This window comes from Erythrobacter sp. W302b (assembly GCF_046452395.1).
GTDB lineage: Bacteria > Pseudomonadota > Alphaproteobacteria > Sphingomonadales > Sphingomonadaceae > Erythrobacter.
Window position 1 is genome coordinate 2649692 of record NZ_JBKFDH010000001.1, and the last position, 14976, is coordinate 2664667.

A 14976-nucleotide genomic window follows, 5' to 3' on the forward strand; every position below is an offset into this window, starting at 1 on the left:
GATGCCCCCCGCTGCCATCACCTCCCGCGTCGCGCGCTTCGGCACCGCGTCTGCCGCGCTGACCCTGCCGGTCGGCATATTTGCGCTGCTGGCGCTGATGGTGCTGCCGATCCCGGCGCTGCTGCTCGACATCTTCTTCGTGCTCAATATCGCGATTTCGATCGCGGTGCTGATGGTGGCGCTGAACGCCAAGCGACCGCTCGATTTCTCGTCCTTCCCCTCGGTGCTGCTGTTCGCGACCCTGCTGCGGCTTGCCCTGAATGTCGCCTCGACGCGCGTGGTGTTGGTCCACGGGCACTAAGGCGGCGCGGCCGCTGGGCATGTGATCGAGAGCTTCGCGGCCTTTCTGGTGGGCGGCAATTTCGTCGTCGGGTTGTTTGTCTTCGCGATCCTGATGATCATCAACATGATCGTCATCACCAAGGGCGCGGGCCGCGTCTCGGAAGTCTCGGCGCGCTTCGTGCTCGACGCCTTGCCGGGCAAGCAGATGGCAATCGACGCCGATATTGCCGCAGGCCTCATCACCGCCGACGAAGCGCGCGAGCGCCGCCGCGAGGTCACCGTCGAGGCCGATTTTTACGGCTCGATGGACGGCGCCTCCAAGTTCGTGAAGGGCGACGCCGTCGCCGCGCTCCTGATCCTCGGGGTCAACATCATCGCCGGGTTCGCCATCGGGATCATCAGCCACGGGTTGAGCGCCGCCGAGGCGGGCGAAGCCTATGTCACCCTCGCCGTGGGCGACGCGCTGGTGGCGCAGGTGCCTGCGCTGCTGCTGTCGATTGCGGCGGCCGCCATCGTGACGCGGGTCAGCGATCAACGCGATCTGGCCGGGCAAATCGGCGGCCAGTTCGCCGATCCGCGCGGATGGTTGCCAGTGGCGCTGATCCTCGGCGCCGTGGGCGTGGTGCCTGCGATGCCGCAGCTGTTTTTCCTCCCCGGAGCCGCCATTGCGGCAGCGATCTGGTGGCACCTGAAACGCCGCGCCGCCGCGCCTGCCCCGATCATCGAGGCGACAGAAGACGAAGCCCCCGATCACATTGCGCTCGCCGATGTGGCCGATGGCACGCTGGTCACGATTGAACTGGGCTATGGCATCGTCGGCCTCGTGGATGCCGCACAGGGCGCGCCGCTGATCACCCGGATCACGGGCATCCGCAAGCAGTTGTCGCGCGATCTCGGCTTTGTGCTGCCGCAGTTCCGGATCCGGGATTCGCTTGATCTCGCTGCCCAGGATTACGCTGTGCTGATGGGCGGGGTGAGCATCGCGCGCGGGAGCGTGCGGACTGGCAAACTGCTCGCCATCGACGCGGGTGATGTTAGGCCGGGGCACGGGTTGACCGGCGAGCCGACCCGCGATCCCTCCTTCGATTACCCAGCGCTATGGATTACGCCGTCCGCGCGCGACCATGCCGTGGCCGAGGGCTTCCTCGTGGTCGATCCCGCCTCGGTCATTGCCACCCACGCCAATCAGGCCTTGCTGGCCGAGGCGCACCAATTGCTCGGCCCGGACGAAGTGCGCGAGTGGGTCGATGGGCTCAAGGCCCGCGCGCCCGCTCTGGTCGAGGCGGTGACGCCCGACCCGCTGCCGCTCGCGGCGCTGACCCGCACCCTGCGGGCGCTGATGGCCGACGGGATCGGGCTGGCGCATCCATAGCCGCTGTTCACCTCGCTGGCGCTGGCGCTCCAGAAGACCAGTGATTTCGACGCGGTGATCGATGCCGTGCGCGCCGATATGGCCGCGCGGCTCGTCGCCCGCATCGCTGCGCCGGGTGAGCCGCTGAAGGTCATCACGCTTGATGCCGGACTGGAGAGCGCCATTCTCGGCGGGATGATCGACCCGGCCACCGGGCAACCGCTGATCGAGCCCGATTGCAGCAGCATGATCGTGCGCGAGGCGAGCCGGATCGCCGACCGCGAGAGCAGCCCCATTGCGCTGATTGTGCAGCCACCCGCCCGCCGCGCGCTCGCCGCCTTGCTCAAGACCCGCGCACCGCGCTGCCTTGTCCTCTCCATCGCCGAACTGCCCGCCGCCCAGCCGATTGCGGTGGTGGGCGTGATCGGAGCGACCGAGGACACCCCCGAACTTGCCCCTCCTGCGCCTGAGGGGCTGGCCGCATGAAGCAAGACCACGCCAGCTTTGCGCAGCCCGCCCCCTATGCCCCCACCCGCGCCGAGGTGGCTGATCGCGTGCGCCGTTTCCTCCCGCTCGTCCGCCGCACCGCGTGGCACATCAACGGGCGTGGGCGTGAGGGGCTCGAGATCGAGGATCTGGTGCAGGCCGGGATCCTCGCGCTGACCGAATGCGCTCAGCGCCACGCCGGGCCGACCGAGGACGGCTTTGCCGCCTATGCCAAGATCCGGGTGCGCGGGGCGATGCTGGATGAGGTGCGCCGCCTTGCCCATGACAGCCGGACAGCACGCGCCAAACGCACCGGCTACGAACGCGCGCTGTCCGCCCTGCGCGGGCAATTGGGCCGCGAGCCAAGCCGTGCAGAGCTTGCCCGCGCGATGGCCGTCAGCGATTCGGAATTGCTCGCCATCGAAGCCTCAGGCGTGAAGCTGACCCCGATCGATGACGCCTATGACGAAACCAGCCTCGCCTTCGCCAGCGACGATCCCGATCCGTTCGAAGCGCTGTGCGCCGCCGAGGATCGTGACCGGTTGCTGCACGCCATGATCGAATTGCCCGACCGGCTGAAACTGGTGCTGCAACTGTTCTTCGTCGAGGAATTGAACCTCACCGAAATCGCCGCCGTGCTCGACGTCAGCGTGCCGCGCGTGCACCAGCTGCGCGCCAAGGCTCTGAAAGACCTGCGCGCGCTGCTGGAGGCGGCATAAGGCCTCAAGCAGCGAAGCGTTAGGTCGACAAAATACCCTTAGAACGTCAGCCCGAACGCCTTGTAGGTCGCGGCCAGCGAAGGCCGCATCTTCAGCGCGAGCGCGATCTCGTCCTTGCCGCTCTTGTCGCCCATTTGCGTGAGGATGATGCCGCGCAGCAGGCGGGATTCGACCTGATAGGGCTCCGCCAGCAACGCCGCGTCGATATCCGCCTTGGCCGCCGCAAGGTTGCCGAGCCGGAAATGCGCCATCGCCCGGCTATCGAGCGCGGTCGGCGCATTGTCGCTTTTCTCGACCGCCTTGGTGCAGGAATCGAGCCGCATCTCGTCCATCTTCGACCAGATCGCCGCTTGCCAGCACAGGGCGTTGAGCAGGTTCCCGTCGGTTGGCCGCTGGGCGATCATGCCATCCAGCAGATCGAGCCCTTCCTCCGCCGCGCCCTGCCAGCCAAGCGCGGATGCCATCACCGTCACGCCGTCGGCGCGCTCCTTGGTCAGGGCCTCGAAATCCTCTGCCAGCGCCAACCCTTCCTCGGCGCGGCCCAGCAAGGCGAGCAGTTCGATCTGTTCGCCATAGGTCGAGCCATCGGGTTGCAGCGCTTCGGCCTCGACCAGATCGGCGAGCGCGCCGGACATATCGCCCAGCTCGCGCCGCAGGGTGGCGCGGGCGTAGATCAGATCGCGCGAATCCTCGATTTTCATGGCCGCTTCGACATCGGCCAGCGCGCCGGCAAAATCGAAGATGCCCATGCGGAAGCCCGCGCGGTTGATCAGCGGATAGGGATCATCCGGCTCCGCCTTGGCAATCCCCTTGGCATAGAGCGCTTCGAGCGCGGAAAGCCGCGCGCGGTCCTTCCCGAAATATTGCCACAATTCGCGCACGTCGCCTTGCGAACGCAGCACCGGCAGCTGGCGGTCGAACCGGTTGAGTTCGCGTCGCGCCGCGCCGATGGCATCGGCGGCGAGTTCTTCCTTCAGAGTGCGCATCGTCTGATCGACTGTCAGCTTGCGCCCTTCCAGCTTGGCGGTGGAGGCCAGTTCGACCCCGCCGATGGTGGCAGAAACGGGCGCGGCGCTGCCTTCCAGGTTCACGCCTGCGACATCGTCGGGCAGCAGCACCTCGGCCGTGCTGGTAAAATAGACCGGGCCGTTGAGCTGGAGCGGGATGGCGCGCCACGCACTGCGTGCACGGTCCGCTTCGAACCCGACATCGCGCGCGGCCTGAGCGGGCGGCTCGAACTTGTAGTCGGTGCCGTCCCGCGTCCACGCGCTGCTCATGATCCCGCGCCCGGTCAGCACGGCAAGGCCCGCCTCAGCATCGTAGCGCACCGAATGCTCGACCACCTGCCCATCGCCGATCACTTCGGTGATGGCGGAAGCCACCGCGTCCTCGCGCATTTCGTCGCTGCCTTGCGAGGCCATGCTGCGCCAGCCTGCCCCGATCGTGCCGCGATATTCGATGGTCACATCGAAGGTCGCCGGAACGCGCAGGCCCGCGCGCTGATCGACGGTCAGGCGCACCACCCGGTCAGGCGTCGACTGCGCCCGCGTGTCGAGCGCCATCAGTTCCGCGCCCGCATCGCGCAGCGGCAGGCCGTGGAAGAAGCGCGGCACTTCATCCATCGTATCGGCACGCACCCCTGACGTGGTGCCGTCGAGCCAGAAATTCGTGCCGCCGATCACCGCGCGCACGATCACATGGTCGAAATTGCCGGGCATTGGCGAAAGGCTCGGCAAGGCATCGCCGCCCTGACTGCGGACCAGCACCGGCTCGGCCTCGATCCCCAGCTCGCGCAGCATGGTGAGCAGCAGCAGCGTCTTGGCCTTGCAATCGCCAAAGCGCTTTTCCCACGTCTCCTCGGGCGCCTGGGGGATGTAATTGCCGCCCGACATGCCGTTCATAAGGTAGCTGATATCGTCCTGCACCAGCCTCAGAGCCATCGCCGCGCGGGTGCGCGGATCATCGCTCGCCGCGGCAATCCCGGCGATACGGCCCGCCAGATCGCCGCCGGGCGTCACCTTCCCCGCGGTGCCATAATGCTGGGCGTGATTGCGCGAAACCGCAGGCCAATCGGCATAGGTCGATACCTGCATCAGCTCGCCAATGCGGAAGCGCGAGGGCGCGTCTTCGGGCATCTCATCACCCTCGGGCACCGGCAGGGAGGCCGACCACACCATGTACCCGCCCTTCGCGACCGGCTCCGGCACGGCGGCCTTGCCCAGCCGCAGGCGGGTGACCGGCAGCGCCTCGGGCCATGACACCGTGACGCGCCCCTGTTCGAGCGGAAAGGGCTTGGCGATGAGCCCGCCCTGCCACTGCACATTATCGCCCATCGCCTGATCGCTCAGGGTGGTGGAATAGGCGAGCCGCAACACATCGCCGAGCTTGGCGCCCTGCACTGCCAGCGTCGCGGTAAGCTGGCCATCGACGAGCCGGTTTTCGAGACCGCGTTCGCGCCGCAACACTTCGAACTGCGCGCCGCCCTTCAGCACGTCGATCACTTCGCCCGCGCGGATCAGCTCGACCCGGTGGACGATGAGATCGCCCTTGTCGGGCATCCAGCTCGCCGTCAGCGTGCCGAAGCGGGTCAGCGCTTCAGGGGAATCGAGCGCCACGGCGGTGTCGATGTAGGTCGACAGCTTGCCGGTTTCGATCCGGGCTTGCTGATCAAGCAGCATGATGATGGCATTGGAATTGGCCGGTTTGGGGTCAACCCTGGCGACCTCGACCCAGCTCGGCGCGGCGTCATACAGCACGGTCTCACCTGCCCACACCGGCACCGCCGCCGTCCCGGCCAGCAGCAGGCCTGCCAAGGGGCGAGCAAATCGATTGGCGAGACGGCGCGACATGAAAGACCCCCATTCAACGAATGACTTGAGAGCCTAGCGCCGGTTTCGGATATTGCTAGAGCCGGAATGGGTGCACCGATCCCCGTCTTGCGCTAACGCGCAACGAAGGGGGGCGCAAAGAGGGGGCCATGCTGCGCACAATCACCAACAATTTTGCCGTGCTGACTGTCCTGGGCGTGGGGCTGGCGTGGTTCTTCCCCGCGGGCTTCACCTGGATGACCGACGGTCGGATCACCCTTGCCGGGCAACCGCTGCTCAGCCTTGCGCTCGGCGTGATCATGCTCGCGATGGGCCTGACCCTGACCTTCGATGATTACCGCAAGCTCGCCTCGGCGCCGCGCGCGCTGGTTGCAGGCGTGGTGCTGCAATTTGCGGTGATGCCGCTGACGGGCTTCGCGGTTGCCCGCGCGCTTTCGCTGGAGCCGGGGCTGGCGGTGGGCCTGATTTTGGTCGCCTGCTGTCCGGGTGGCACGGCGTCGAACGTGGTCACCTACATCGCGCGCGGCCATGTGGCGCTGTCGGTGGCAATGACCATGGCCTCGACCCTTGCCGCCGTGGTGCTGACCCCGCTGCTGACCGGGTGGTTGGCGGGGGCCTATGTCGAGATCGACCGCTGGAACCTCCTCGCCAACATGGTGAGCATTGTGCTGGTGCCGGTGGTGCTGGGCACGCTGCTCAACCGCCTGTTCCCGCGCGCCGCAGAACGGGTCAGTGCGGTGCTGCCGCTGGTCGCCATCGTGCTTGTCATCCTGATTGTGGGCGGGATCGTCGGCGGGGCAAAGACGCAGATTGCCGCGCACGCAGGCGTGCTGCTGCTGGCGACCTTCCTGCTGCACGCGGTAGGCTTTGCGCTGGGTTATGGGCTGGCCCGGATGCTGGGGCTGGGCGAGATCGAGGCGCGCACGATCAGCATCGAGGTGGGGATGCAGAATTCGGGCCTCGGGTCAGGGTTGGCGAAAACCCCTGCCTTTGCCGCGCAGTTCGCCAGCATCCAGCAAGCCGCCCTCGCCCCGGTTCCAGCGGCGATTTCGGCCGTGTGGCACGTGGTGATCGGGAGCCTGCTGGCGGGGTGGTGGCGGCGGAGGGGTTAGCCCTTCTTCCTCCCCTCCCCTTGGGGAGGGGCTGGGGGTGGGGGTTCGGCATCAGCGGGCGTCGTACCCCCATCCCCAACCCCTTCCCCCCAAGGGAAGGGGCTAGCCGTACATGCCCCGCTTCGGCCCGAGATAGCCGAACAGGTAGGCCCCCACCTTGCGCATCTGAATCTCCTCGCTGCCCTCGGTGATCCGGTAGCGGCGGTGGTGGCGGTAGATGTGCTCGAAGGGCTTGTGGCGCGAATAGCCGATGCCGCCGTGGACCTGCATCGCCCGGTCCGCCGCCTCGCACACCAGCCGGTTCGCCCAGTAATTGCACATCGAGACCTTGTCCGAGATGGTCTTCTCGATCGCCTCGTGGGGCATATTGTCCATCTCCCACGCGGTCTTGAAGATCAGGAGCCGCAGCATCTCCGCCTGCGTCGCCAGCTCCACCAAGGGGAACTGGATCGCCTGATTGCGCGCCAGCTCCTCCCCGAAGGGCTTGCGTTCGCGCGCATATTTCACACTCTCATCAATGCAATAGAGCGCCGCGCCGCAGCTGCTCGCCGCCTGCCGGATGCGGTTCTGGTGGACGAAGCTCTGCGCCAGCGCCAACCCGCGGCCTTCCACGCCGAGGATCGCGCTGTCGGGCACCCACACGTTGGTCACGCTGAGGCGCGGGTGGTCGGTGGGCATGTTGAAGGTCCACAGCCACTCCTCGATTTCGAGGCCCGGCGTCGGATTGGGGACGAGGAAACAGGTGATCCCGCTCGCGTCCCCCGCCTTGCCCGCCGTGCGCGCAAACATCGCGCAGTGGGTGGCGACGTGCATGCCGGTGATCCACATCTTCTCGCCGTTGATCAGCCAGCCATCGACCCCATCGCGGGTTTCCCTGACCGCATGGGTTTCCATGTGGGTGGCGTCCGAGCCGTGGTGCGGTTCGGTGAGGCCGAAGGCGACCCGCCGCGTGCGCTCGAAGCCGCCGAGGATGAATTCCTGCTTCTGTTCCTCGGTGCCCCACTGGTCGAACATGGCGACGAAGGGGAAGTTGCCCACGATGCTGTGCTCGTTCTGCAAGTCATTGTGGAGGCCAAGGCCCTGGCGCGCGAAGTGCTCGCGGATCACCGCCATCCAGAGGTTGCTGCCGTCCTTGCCGCCATAGCGCTTGGGGGCGGAGAAGCGCCAATGGCCCGCCTTGTCGGCGCGGCGGGTGGCTTCCTTGAGCAGCTCCTCCCACTCGTGCCGGGGCAGCCCGCCCGCTTCGAAATCCGTGCGCGCATATTCGCGGCGGTGGTCGAAGAAGCGGATGTTGTCGTCCTGCTGCTCCAGGGGCTTGATCTCGGCGGCGATGAAGGCGTCGAGTTCGTCGAGATAGGCTTGCAGGTCGGCGGGAAGCGCGAAGTCCATGGGTTATTCCTCTCCAAGCCACTTCTTCCGCGCCGCTTTGAGCGCAGGGTATTTGGGAACGTCTGCGCTCAACTTTTGTAGTGCCGACGATCTCAAGTCAGCTAGCAATCCCGATGATTTGACCGATTTCTCGCCCACCAAGAGTGCCTCCGACAGCAGGTAGTCGCCTGGATAGGGCAGCAGGTCATCCTCACGGGCGATCATGCCAAGTGCGTTCCGTGCGACCGCCAATTGAAAGCGGTCATGCCCGGTCAGCTTGTCCTTCAGGGTATCGAGCCACTCGGCGATGGCGGTAGCCATCTCAGCCTGATTGGCCTCGCCGAGATAAGTGCAGGACATATCGGGGAGGACAACTGGCCGTCCCCGCTCTTCCTCCGACGCGTCCTCCTCCAGCAGCAGCAGCAGATCGAGCTCCTGCTCGCTCGTCCGGCGCGAGATCACCACGCGTTCGAGCATCCGGTCCGCGCCCGAGCGCCATTGCGCGGCCATCTTGAGGCACCCGAGCGCCCACCACACCGTCCGGTAGATCGTCCAGAAGCGGAACCGCGCGGGGTCGATGGTCACCCCCGCCTCGGCCTCATAGGCGGCGATGTAGTCGGCGATGCTCCCCAGCCCCAGCGCGGGGCGGTCGTAGCGGGCGAAGCGCCACACCGCCATGCAGCCGAAGGCGAGGTCTTCATGGCGGTCGCCGAAGTGGGCGATCTCCCAGTCGAGCACGCCGGTCAGCGCCGAGCCCTCCACCAGCAGATTGCCCATGCGGTAGTCGCCGTGGTTTAGGACGGGCTCGACCTCAGGCGGGCAGTTGTCCTCCAACCACTTGAGCCCGAGCGCAATGATCGGTCGGTCGCCACCCGCGTCCATGAACTGCGCCTTGAGGTCGGCAATCGCGGCGCGGTAGTCCATCACCGGCACGCCTGCGGGCACGTCGGACTGCCGCAGCGAGTGGATGCGCGCCAGATCACGCGCGATGTCGCGCAGCAACCCATCGGGATCGTCGCAACCGAGAATGACCTTGGGGTCCGCCGTCCCCGGCAGCGCGCGCATGATGAAGCCGGAACCCAGCCCGTCCGCCTCTTCCAGCACCGCCACCACTTCCGGCGCGGTCACGCCCTTGGCCCGCGCCGCCTCGATCAGCGCGGCTTCGGTCGCGTGCCCGTAAGGCCGCCCCTCCATGAAGGCGAGGCTCGGGGCGCGGCGCAACACGCAGTCGGAGCCCCCCGCCTCGAACCGCCAGCTTTCCATCACCGCCCCGCCCGTCAGGCGCTGCGGCGCCAACGACAAAGCGCCGAGGCCGACGCGGGCACACACCCGCGCCAGCCCGGCGCTCAGGTCTTCAACCGTTACTGCCACCGGATCAGGCGGTGACGGCGTCCTTCTTGACGGTGATCACCTGCGGATAGGTGAACTCCTTGAGGCCTTCCTTGCCGTATTCGGCGCCGAAGCCCGACTGCTTGTGCCCGCCAAAGGGCGCGAAGGGCGAGAGGTGGAGGTATTCGTTGACCCACACCGTGCCGGTTTCGAGCTGCTCGGCGATCTCCACGCCCTTCTCGGGGTTGCCGGTCCACACCGCGCCGGCGAGGCCGTATTCGGAGTTGTTGGCGCGCGCGATGACCTCTTCCTCGGTCGAGAACTTCATCAGCGGCATGACCGGGCCGAACTGTTCCTCGGCCACGATCCGCGCATCTTCGGGCGGGTTGTCGAGGATGGTCAGCGGCACGAAGTAGCCGGTGCCCGAGGGATCGACATTGCCGCCGAGCAGGAACTTGTAGCCGTTCTCCTTGGCGTCCTCGATCAGCTCCAGCACGCGCTCGTACTGCTTCTTGTTCTGGATCGGGCCGACGCCGGTGCCCTGCTGGCTGCCGTCGCCGACCTTCACGGTTTTGGCATATTCGACGATGGCGGCGCTGAGTTCATCGTAGATATCCTCATGGATATAGACGCGCTTGGCCGCGACGCAGATCTGCCCGGCGTTGGAGAAGCTCGACCAGAACAGCTGTTCGGCGACCTTCTTGGGATCGGCATCGGGGAGCACGATCGAGGCATCGTTGCCGCCGAGTTCGAGGGTGATGCGCTTGAGATCGGCGCTGGCGCCTTCCATGATCTTCTTCCCCGTCGCGGTCGAGCCGGTGAAGGTGATCTTGTCGATATCGGGGTGGCTGGTGATCATCGGGCCGAGGTCGTCCTCGCCGGTGATGATGTTGACGACACCCGCGGGCACCTTGTCGGCGATCAGCTCGGCGATGCGCAGCGTGGTGAGCGGGGTGAAGGGCGAGGGCTTCAGCACGATGGTGCAGCCCGAAAGCATCGCGGGGACGATCTTCTGGATCGCCATCATGACGGGGAAGTTCCACGGCACGATGCCGCCGACAACGCCCACCGGCACACGGCGGGTGCGCGACAGGCGGGTGTCGCTGTCCTCGTTGATCTCGTCTTCGAGGCTGAGGGTCGATTGCGCCGCGCTCATCCCGGCCGCGCCGTAGATTTCGCCGCGCGCCTGATCGTGGGGCTTGCCCTGCTCGCTGGTGAGCAGGCGGTAGAGTTCCTCGGCATTGGCCTTGATCGCGCCCGAAATCGCCATGATCGCGGCGCGGCGTTCCTCGATGGGGGTGTTCTTCCACGTCTTGAACGCAGCGCGGGCAGCGGCGACCGCGCGGTCAAGCTCGGCCTGGCCGCAGGCGGGGACCTGGCCGATCACCTGCTCGTTGGCGGGGTTCACCACGTCGAGCCAGCGGTCGGTCGCGACCATCTCGCCGCCGATAAGGTTCTTGTACTGGGTGACCATCTGTCTGTCCTCTCTACGAATGGGGGGAGTCGTCTCTCGCAATCAGGTTGGCGCGTTGCGTAGCAAAACGCAACGCTTGCGTTGACGACAGGGCTAGCGCGATGTCCGGGCGCGATCACCTGATGATTGCGCTATCGGCATGGGGGCCTATGGAACCGGCGAGAGATGCCTTGGAGGAGAGCCGCATGAGTGATTCCCGCCCTGATCTGGTGATTTACGGCAGCCCGATCTCGCCCTTCGTGCGCAAGGTCGCCGGGGTCTGCATCGCCAAGGGCGTGCCTTACGAGGTCGAGGCGATCAACGTGTTCGATCCGCCCCAGTGGTTCCGCGACATCTCACCGATGAAGCGCATTCCGGTGCTGCGCGACCGTTCGGTGGCAGAGGAAGGCCTGGCGGGCACCATCGCCGATTCCTCCGCCATCTGCGCGTTCATCGAGAAGAAGCACCCCACCCCGGCGCTCTATCCCGATATCCCGATGGCACTGGGCGAAGCGCTGTTCATCGAGGAATATGCCGACACCGCGCTGGCGATGGCGGGCGGCCTAGGCATCTTCCGGCCGATCTTCTTCGCGGTCAGCAAGGGCGAGGAGCCAGGGCTCGAAAAGGCACGCGATGCCTGGGCGAACCAGCTGCCGCCGATCTTCGATGTGCTCGAAGCGCGGCTCGGCGGACGCGCATTCTTCGCGGGCGACGCGCTCTCGATTGCCGACATCACCGTGGCGACGGTGCTGATGCAGATCGCGCTGGTGGCAGAGATGCCGCTGGATCGCTGGCCCGGCCTTGCCGCACATTACGCTGCGATGCAGGCCCTGCCGCTGATCGCCGAACCTTATGCGGCGGCGGAAAAGATGATCCGCAGGGCCTTGCCCACCCGCTTCGACCTGACCTAAGCCCCACATCCCAAAGCGATCAGAGAACAGGCGAGCAAAATGGCCAGCGAATGGTGCATCGGGATCATCGGCGGATCAGGCCTCTATGCTATCGACGGCCTGGAAGACGCGCAGTGGATCGCGATCGACACGCCTTGGGGTGACCCGTCGGACGAAATTCTGTGCGGGACGCTCGCCGGGGTGAAGGTGCGCTTTCTCCCGCGCCATGGCCGAGGCCACCCGATCACGCCGACGGAGTTGAACGCCCGCGCCAATATCGACGCGCTGAAGCGGGCGGGTTGCACCGATGTTCTGGCGATCAGCGCGGTGGGATCCTTGCGCGAGGAGCTGGAGCCGGGGCGCTTTGCCGTGGTCGAGCAATTCATCGACCGCACCGTGCACCGCCCCAGCACCTTCTATACCAGCGGCTTTGTCACCCATGTCTCGATGGCCGATCCGGTCTGCCCGCGCCTGTCGGACATGGCCGCTCACGCGATCAGCGACGCCGGGGGGAAGGTAGCAGTCGGCGCGACCTATCTCGCGATGGAGGGCCCGCAATTCTCTACCCGCGCCGAAAGCCGGATGTACCGCGCCTGGGGCGCCGATGTGATTGGCATGACCGCGATGCCCGAGGCGAAACTCGCGCGCGAGGCGGAGCTGCCCTATGCGCTGGTCGGCATGGTCACCGATTATGACTGCTGGCGCGAAGGCGAAGCGGTCGATGTGGCGCAGGTGGTTGGCCAGATGCAGGCCAACGGCGCGCTTGCCCGCGCGATGGTGGCGAATTTCATCGCCGCTCTGCCGCAAGAGCGCGAACCTTCCCCGATCGATTTCGCGCTGGACGATGCGGTGATCACTGCGCCCGACGAACACGACCCGGCGGTCATGGCCAAGCTGGATGCAGTCGCCGGGCGGCTGTTCGGGTAAGCTCGCGCGGCCCAGTCGGCTATTCGCAGTGCGAAAGTCCCACCTTACCTGACGAGAACGCCGCAGCGCTGCGTTGCAATTCCATGACGCCGCGCTAGGCGGAAGCGTCACGCGCCAACGGGGATTCGCAGCGATGAAGATCATGTCCGGCAATTCGAACCTGCCGCTCGCCCGGGCCATTGCGGCCTATCTCGAAATCCCGCTGACCGATGCCAGCGTGCGGCGCTTCTCGGACGAGGAGGTCTTCGTCGAGATTCACGAGAATGTGCGCGGGGAGGACGTGTTCGTCGTCCAGCCGACCAACTTCCCGGCGAACGACAACCTGATGGAGCTCTTGATCTGCATCGACGCGCTGCGCCGCGCGTCTGCCAAGCGGATCACGGCGGTGGTGCCCTATTTCGGCTATGCGCGGCAGGACCGCAAGCCCGGCCCCCGCACGCCGATTTCGGCCAAGCTGGTGGCGAACCTCATCACCGAGGCGGGCGCCGACCGGATGCTGGCGGTCGATCTTCACGCCGGGCAGATTCAGGGCTTTTTCGATATTCCGACCGACAACCTCTACGCCGCGCCCGTCATGGCGGCGGACATTCAGGCGCGTTACGGCGACCAGTCGCTGATGGTGGTCTCGCCCGACGTCGGCGGCGTGGTCCGCGCGCGGGCGCTGGCCAAGCGGCTCGACAACGCCCCGCTGGCCATCGTCGACAAGCGGCGTGATCGTCCGGGCGAATCGGAGGTGATGAACATCATCGGCGACGTTTCCGGGCGGCACTGCATCCTGATCGACGATATCGTCGATTCGGGCGGCACGCTGTGCAACGCGGCCGAGGCACTGCTGGAAGGCGGGGCGAAGTCGGTCGCGGCCTACATCACTCACGGCGTGCTCTCGGGCGGGGCGGTGGCGCGGATCAACGGGTCGAGCCTCAAGGAGCTGGTCATCACCGATTCGATCCGCCCGACCGAGGCCGCCGAAGCCTCCGACCGCATCCGCATCCTGCCGATCGCCCCGCTGGTGGGCGAGGCGATCCGGCGGATTGCGGATGAGAGCTCGGTTTCGAGCCTGTTTGATTGAGTTGCCGACCATTCTCCCCCTTCTGAAGAGGAGGGGGCTTTGATGTTCGACCCCAGCGAAATCCGCGCCCTTCTGATCGACGCCGCCCGCCAGCGGCAGACCTTCACCTACGGCGGGCTCCTCGCCATTCTCGGCCATACCTTCACGCGGCCCCTGATGCGCCAGCTGTGCAAGGTGCTCGACCGGATCGACGAGGACGGGCGCGCTTGCGGGGAGCCCGGCCTCGCGGTGCTGGTCGTGCGCCAGTCGGACGGATTGCCCGGCCAAGGCTGGTTCGTCAGCCGTACCGGCGTTTACGACGACTTGCCGCTCGAATGGGAGGGGACGGAAGCACGGGCCTATACGCAGGCTCGACAGGCCGAGGCGTTCGATTATTGGGAAGCGCATGACCGATAAAGATCTCGCCCTCGCCCTGCGCCTCGCCGATGTCGCCGGAGCCGCGATCCGTCCGCTATTCCGCGGCCAGTGGAGCGAGGAGAAGAAGGCCGACCGCAGCTTCGTCACTGAAGCCGACCGTGCCGCCGAAGCCGCAATGCGACGGTTGATCGAGGCGGAATTCTCGGCCGACGGGATTATCGGCGAGGAATATGGCACCCGCAACGAGGGCGCGGGGCGGCAGTGGGTGCTCGACCCGGTCGACGGTACCACCAGCTTCATCGCCGGCCGCCCGATCTTCGGCACGCTCATCGCGTTGTTACAGGACGGCTGGCCGGTGCTCGGGATCATTGACCAGCCGGTGAGCGGAGAACGCTGGGTGGGCCGCATCGGCCAGCCGACGCTGTTCAACGGCAAGCCCGCACAGGCACGCCCCCTCAAGGAACTCCGCGACGCCGTGCTGGCCACCACCAGCCCGCACCTCTTCACCAATCAGGAGGCCGACGCCTTCATGTCGGTCGCCAAGCAGGTGGCGGAAAAGAAGATCGTGTTCGGCGGCGACTGCTATAATTACGGCCTGGTCGCCAGCGGCCATGTCGATGTGGTGATCGAGGCGGGGCTGAAGCTCTATGACTACGCCGCGCTCGTCCCGGTGGTCGAAGGCGCAGGGGGGATGATGGCCGACTGGCAGGGCAATCCGCTTGACGCAGGCAGCGATGGCACGGTGATCGCACTGGGCGATCCGGCGCGGCTGGAAGATGTGCTGGAGGCGATGGGGTAGCGCACC

Annotated in this window: 11 protein-coding genes and 1 pseudogene; 8 read left to right on the top strand and 4 right to left on the bottom strand. The window is 66.5% G+C overall.

Annotated features, from left to right (window positions below):
• The first annotated feature begins 1 nt into the window (after nt 1).
• Nucleotides 2-2119, top strand: a pseudogene (locus ACLBKT_RS12565) (flagellar biosynthesis protein FlhA).
• Entirely contained in the window at nt 2116-2838 is a 723-nt protein-coding gene (locus ACLBKT_RS12570) for a sigma-70 family RNA polymerase sigma factor (protein WP_410183253.1), read from the top strand. The pseudogene ACLBKT_RS12565 and the gene ACLBKT_RS12570 overlap by 4 nt, the downstream one beginning before the upstream one ends.
• Nucleotides 2839-2876: 38 nt before the next feature.
• Here the strand turns inward: ACLBKT_RS12570 and ACLBKT_RS12575 are convergent, their stop codons facing one another.
• Nucleotides 2877-5687 carry a DUF3857 domain-containing protein gene (locus ACLBKT_RS12575; protein WP_410183254.1) on the bottom strand — a complete coding sequence of 937 codons (2811 nt, stop codon included), beginning with the start codon at nt 5685-5687 and terminating at the stop codon, nt 2877-2879.
• Between the two features lie 128 nt (nt 5688-5815).
• On the opposite strand from ACLBKT_RS12575, the gene ACLBKT_RS12580 reads away from it, so the two are divergent.
• Entirely contained in the window at nt 5816-6778 is a 963-nt protein-coding gene (locus tag ACLBKT_RS12580; RefSeq protein ID WP_410183255.1) for a bile acid:sodium symporter family protein, read from the top strand.
• A gap of 102 nt (nt 6779-6880) precedes the next feature.
• On the opposite strand, the gene ACLBKT_RS12585 is transcribed toward ACLBKT_RS12580, so the two are convergent.
• From ACLBKT_RS12585 to ACLBKT_RS12595, 3 genes are read right to left on the bottom strand one after another with little or no spacing between them, the layout of a single operon-like run.
• Nucleotides 6881-8167: an acyl-CoA dehydrogenase family protein gene (locus ACLBKT_RS12585; protein WP_410183256.1), complete on the bottom strand. Its 1287-nt coding sequence runs from the start codon at nt 8165-8167 to the stop codon at nt 6881-6883.
• A 3-nt stretch (nt 8168-8170) separates the two neighbouring features.
• Nucleotides 8171-9517 carry a phosphotransferase gene (locus ACLBKT_RS12590; RefSeq protein WP_410183257.1) on the bottom strand — a complete coding sequence of 449 codons (1347 nt, stop codon included), beginning with the start codon at nt 9515-9517 and terminating at the stop codon, nt 8171-8173.
• 4 nt (nt 9518-9521) lie between these two features.
• Entirely contained in the window at nt 9522-10949 is a 1428-nt protein-coding gene (locus ACLBKT_RS12595; RefSeq protein ID WP_410183258.1) for an aldehyde dehydrogenase family protein, read from the bottom strand.
• Between the two features lie 185 nt (nt 10950-11134).
• Here ACLBKT_RS12595 and ACLBKT_RS12600 point away from each other — a divergent pair, with 185 nt between their 5' ends.
• The 5 genes from ACLBKT_RS12600 to hisN all read left to right on the top strand — a co-directional run bounded on the left by ACLBKT_RS12600 (nt 11135) and on the right by hisN (nt 14970).
• Nucleotides 11135-11839 carry a glutathione S-transferase family protein gene (locus ACLBKT_RS12600; RefSeq protein ID WP_410183259.1) on the top strand — a complete coding sequence of 235 codons (705 nt, stop codon included), beginning with the start codon at nt 11135-11137 and terminating at the stop codon, nt 11837-11839.
• Nucleotides 11840-11878: 39 nt separating this feature from the next.
• Nucleotides 11879-12745 carry an S-methyl-5'-thioadenosine phosphorylase gene (mtnP, locus tag ACLBKT_RS12605; protein WP_410183260.1) on the top strand — a complete coding sequence of 289 codons (867 nt, stop codon included), beginning with the start codon at nt 11879-11881 and terminating at the stop codon, nt 12743-12745.
• Nucleotides 12746-12878: 133 nt separating this feature from the next.
• Entirely contained in the window at nt 12879-13814 is a 936-nt protein-coding gene (locus ACLBKT_RS12610) for a ribose-phosphate pyrophosphokinase (RefSeq protein WP_410183261.1), read from the top strand.
• Between the two features lie 42 nt (nt 13815-13856).
• Complete coding sequence (locus ACLBKT_RS12615) at nt 13857-14210, top strand: ribose-phosphate pyrophosphokinase (RefSeq protein ID WP_410183262.1); 354 nt, start codon at nt 13857-13859, stop codon at nt 14208-14210.
• Nucleotides 14200-14970, top strand: a complete 771-nt coding sequence (gene hisN / locus ACLBKT_RS12620; protein WP_410183263.1) for a histidinol-phosphatase — start codon at nt 14200-14202, stop codon at nt 14968-14970. The genes ACLBKT_RS12615 and hisN overlap by 11 nt, the downstream gene beginning before the upstream one ends.
• Nucleotides 14971-14976 lie beyond the last annotated feature (6 nt).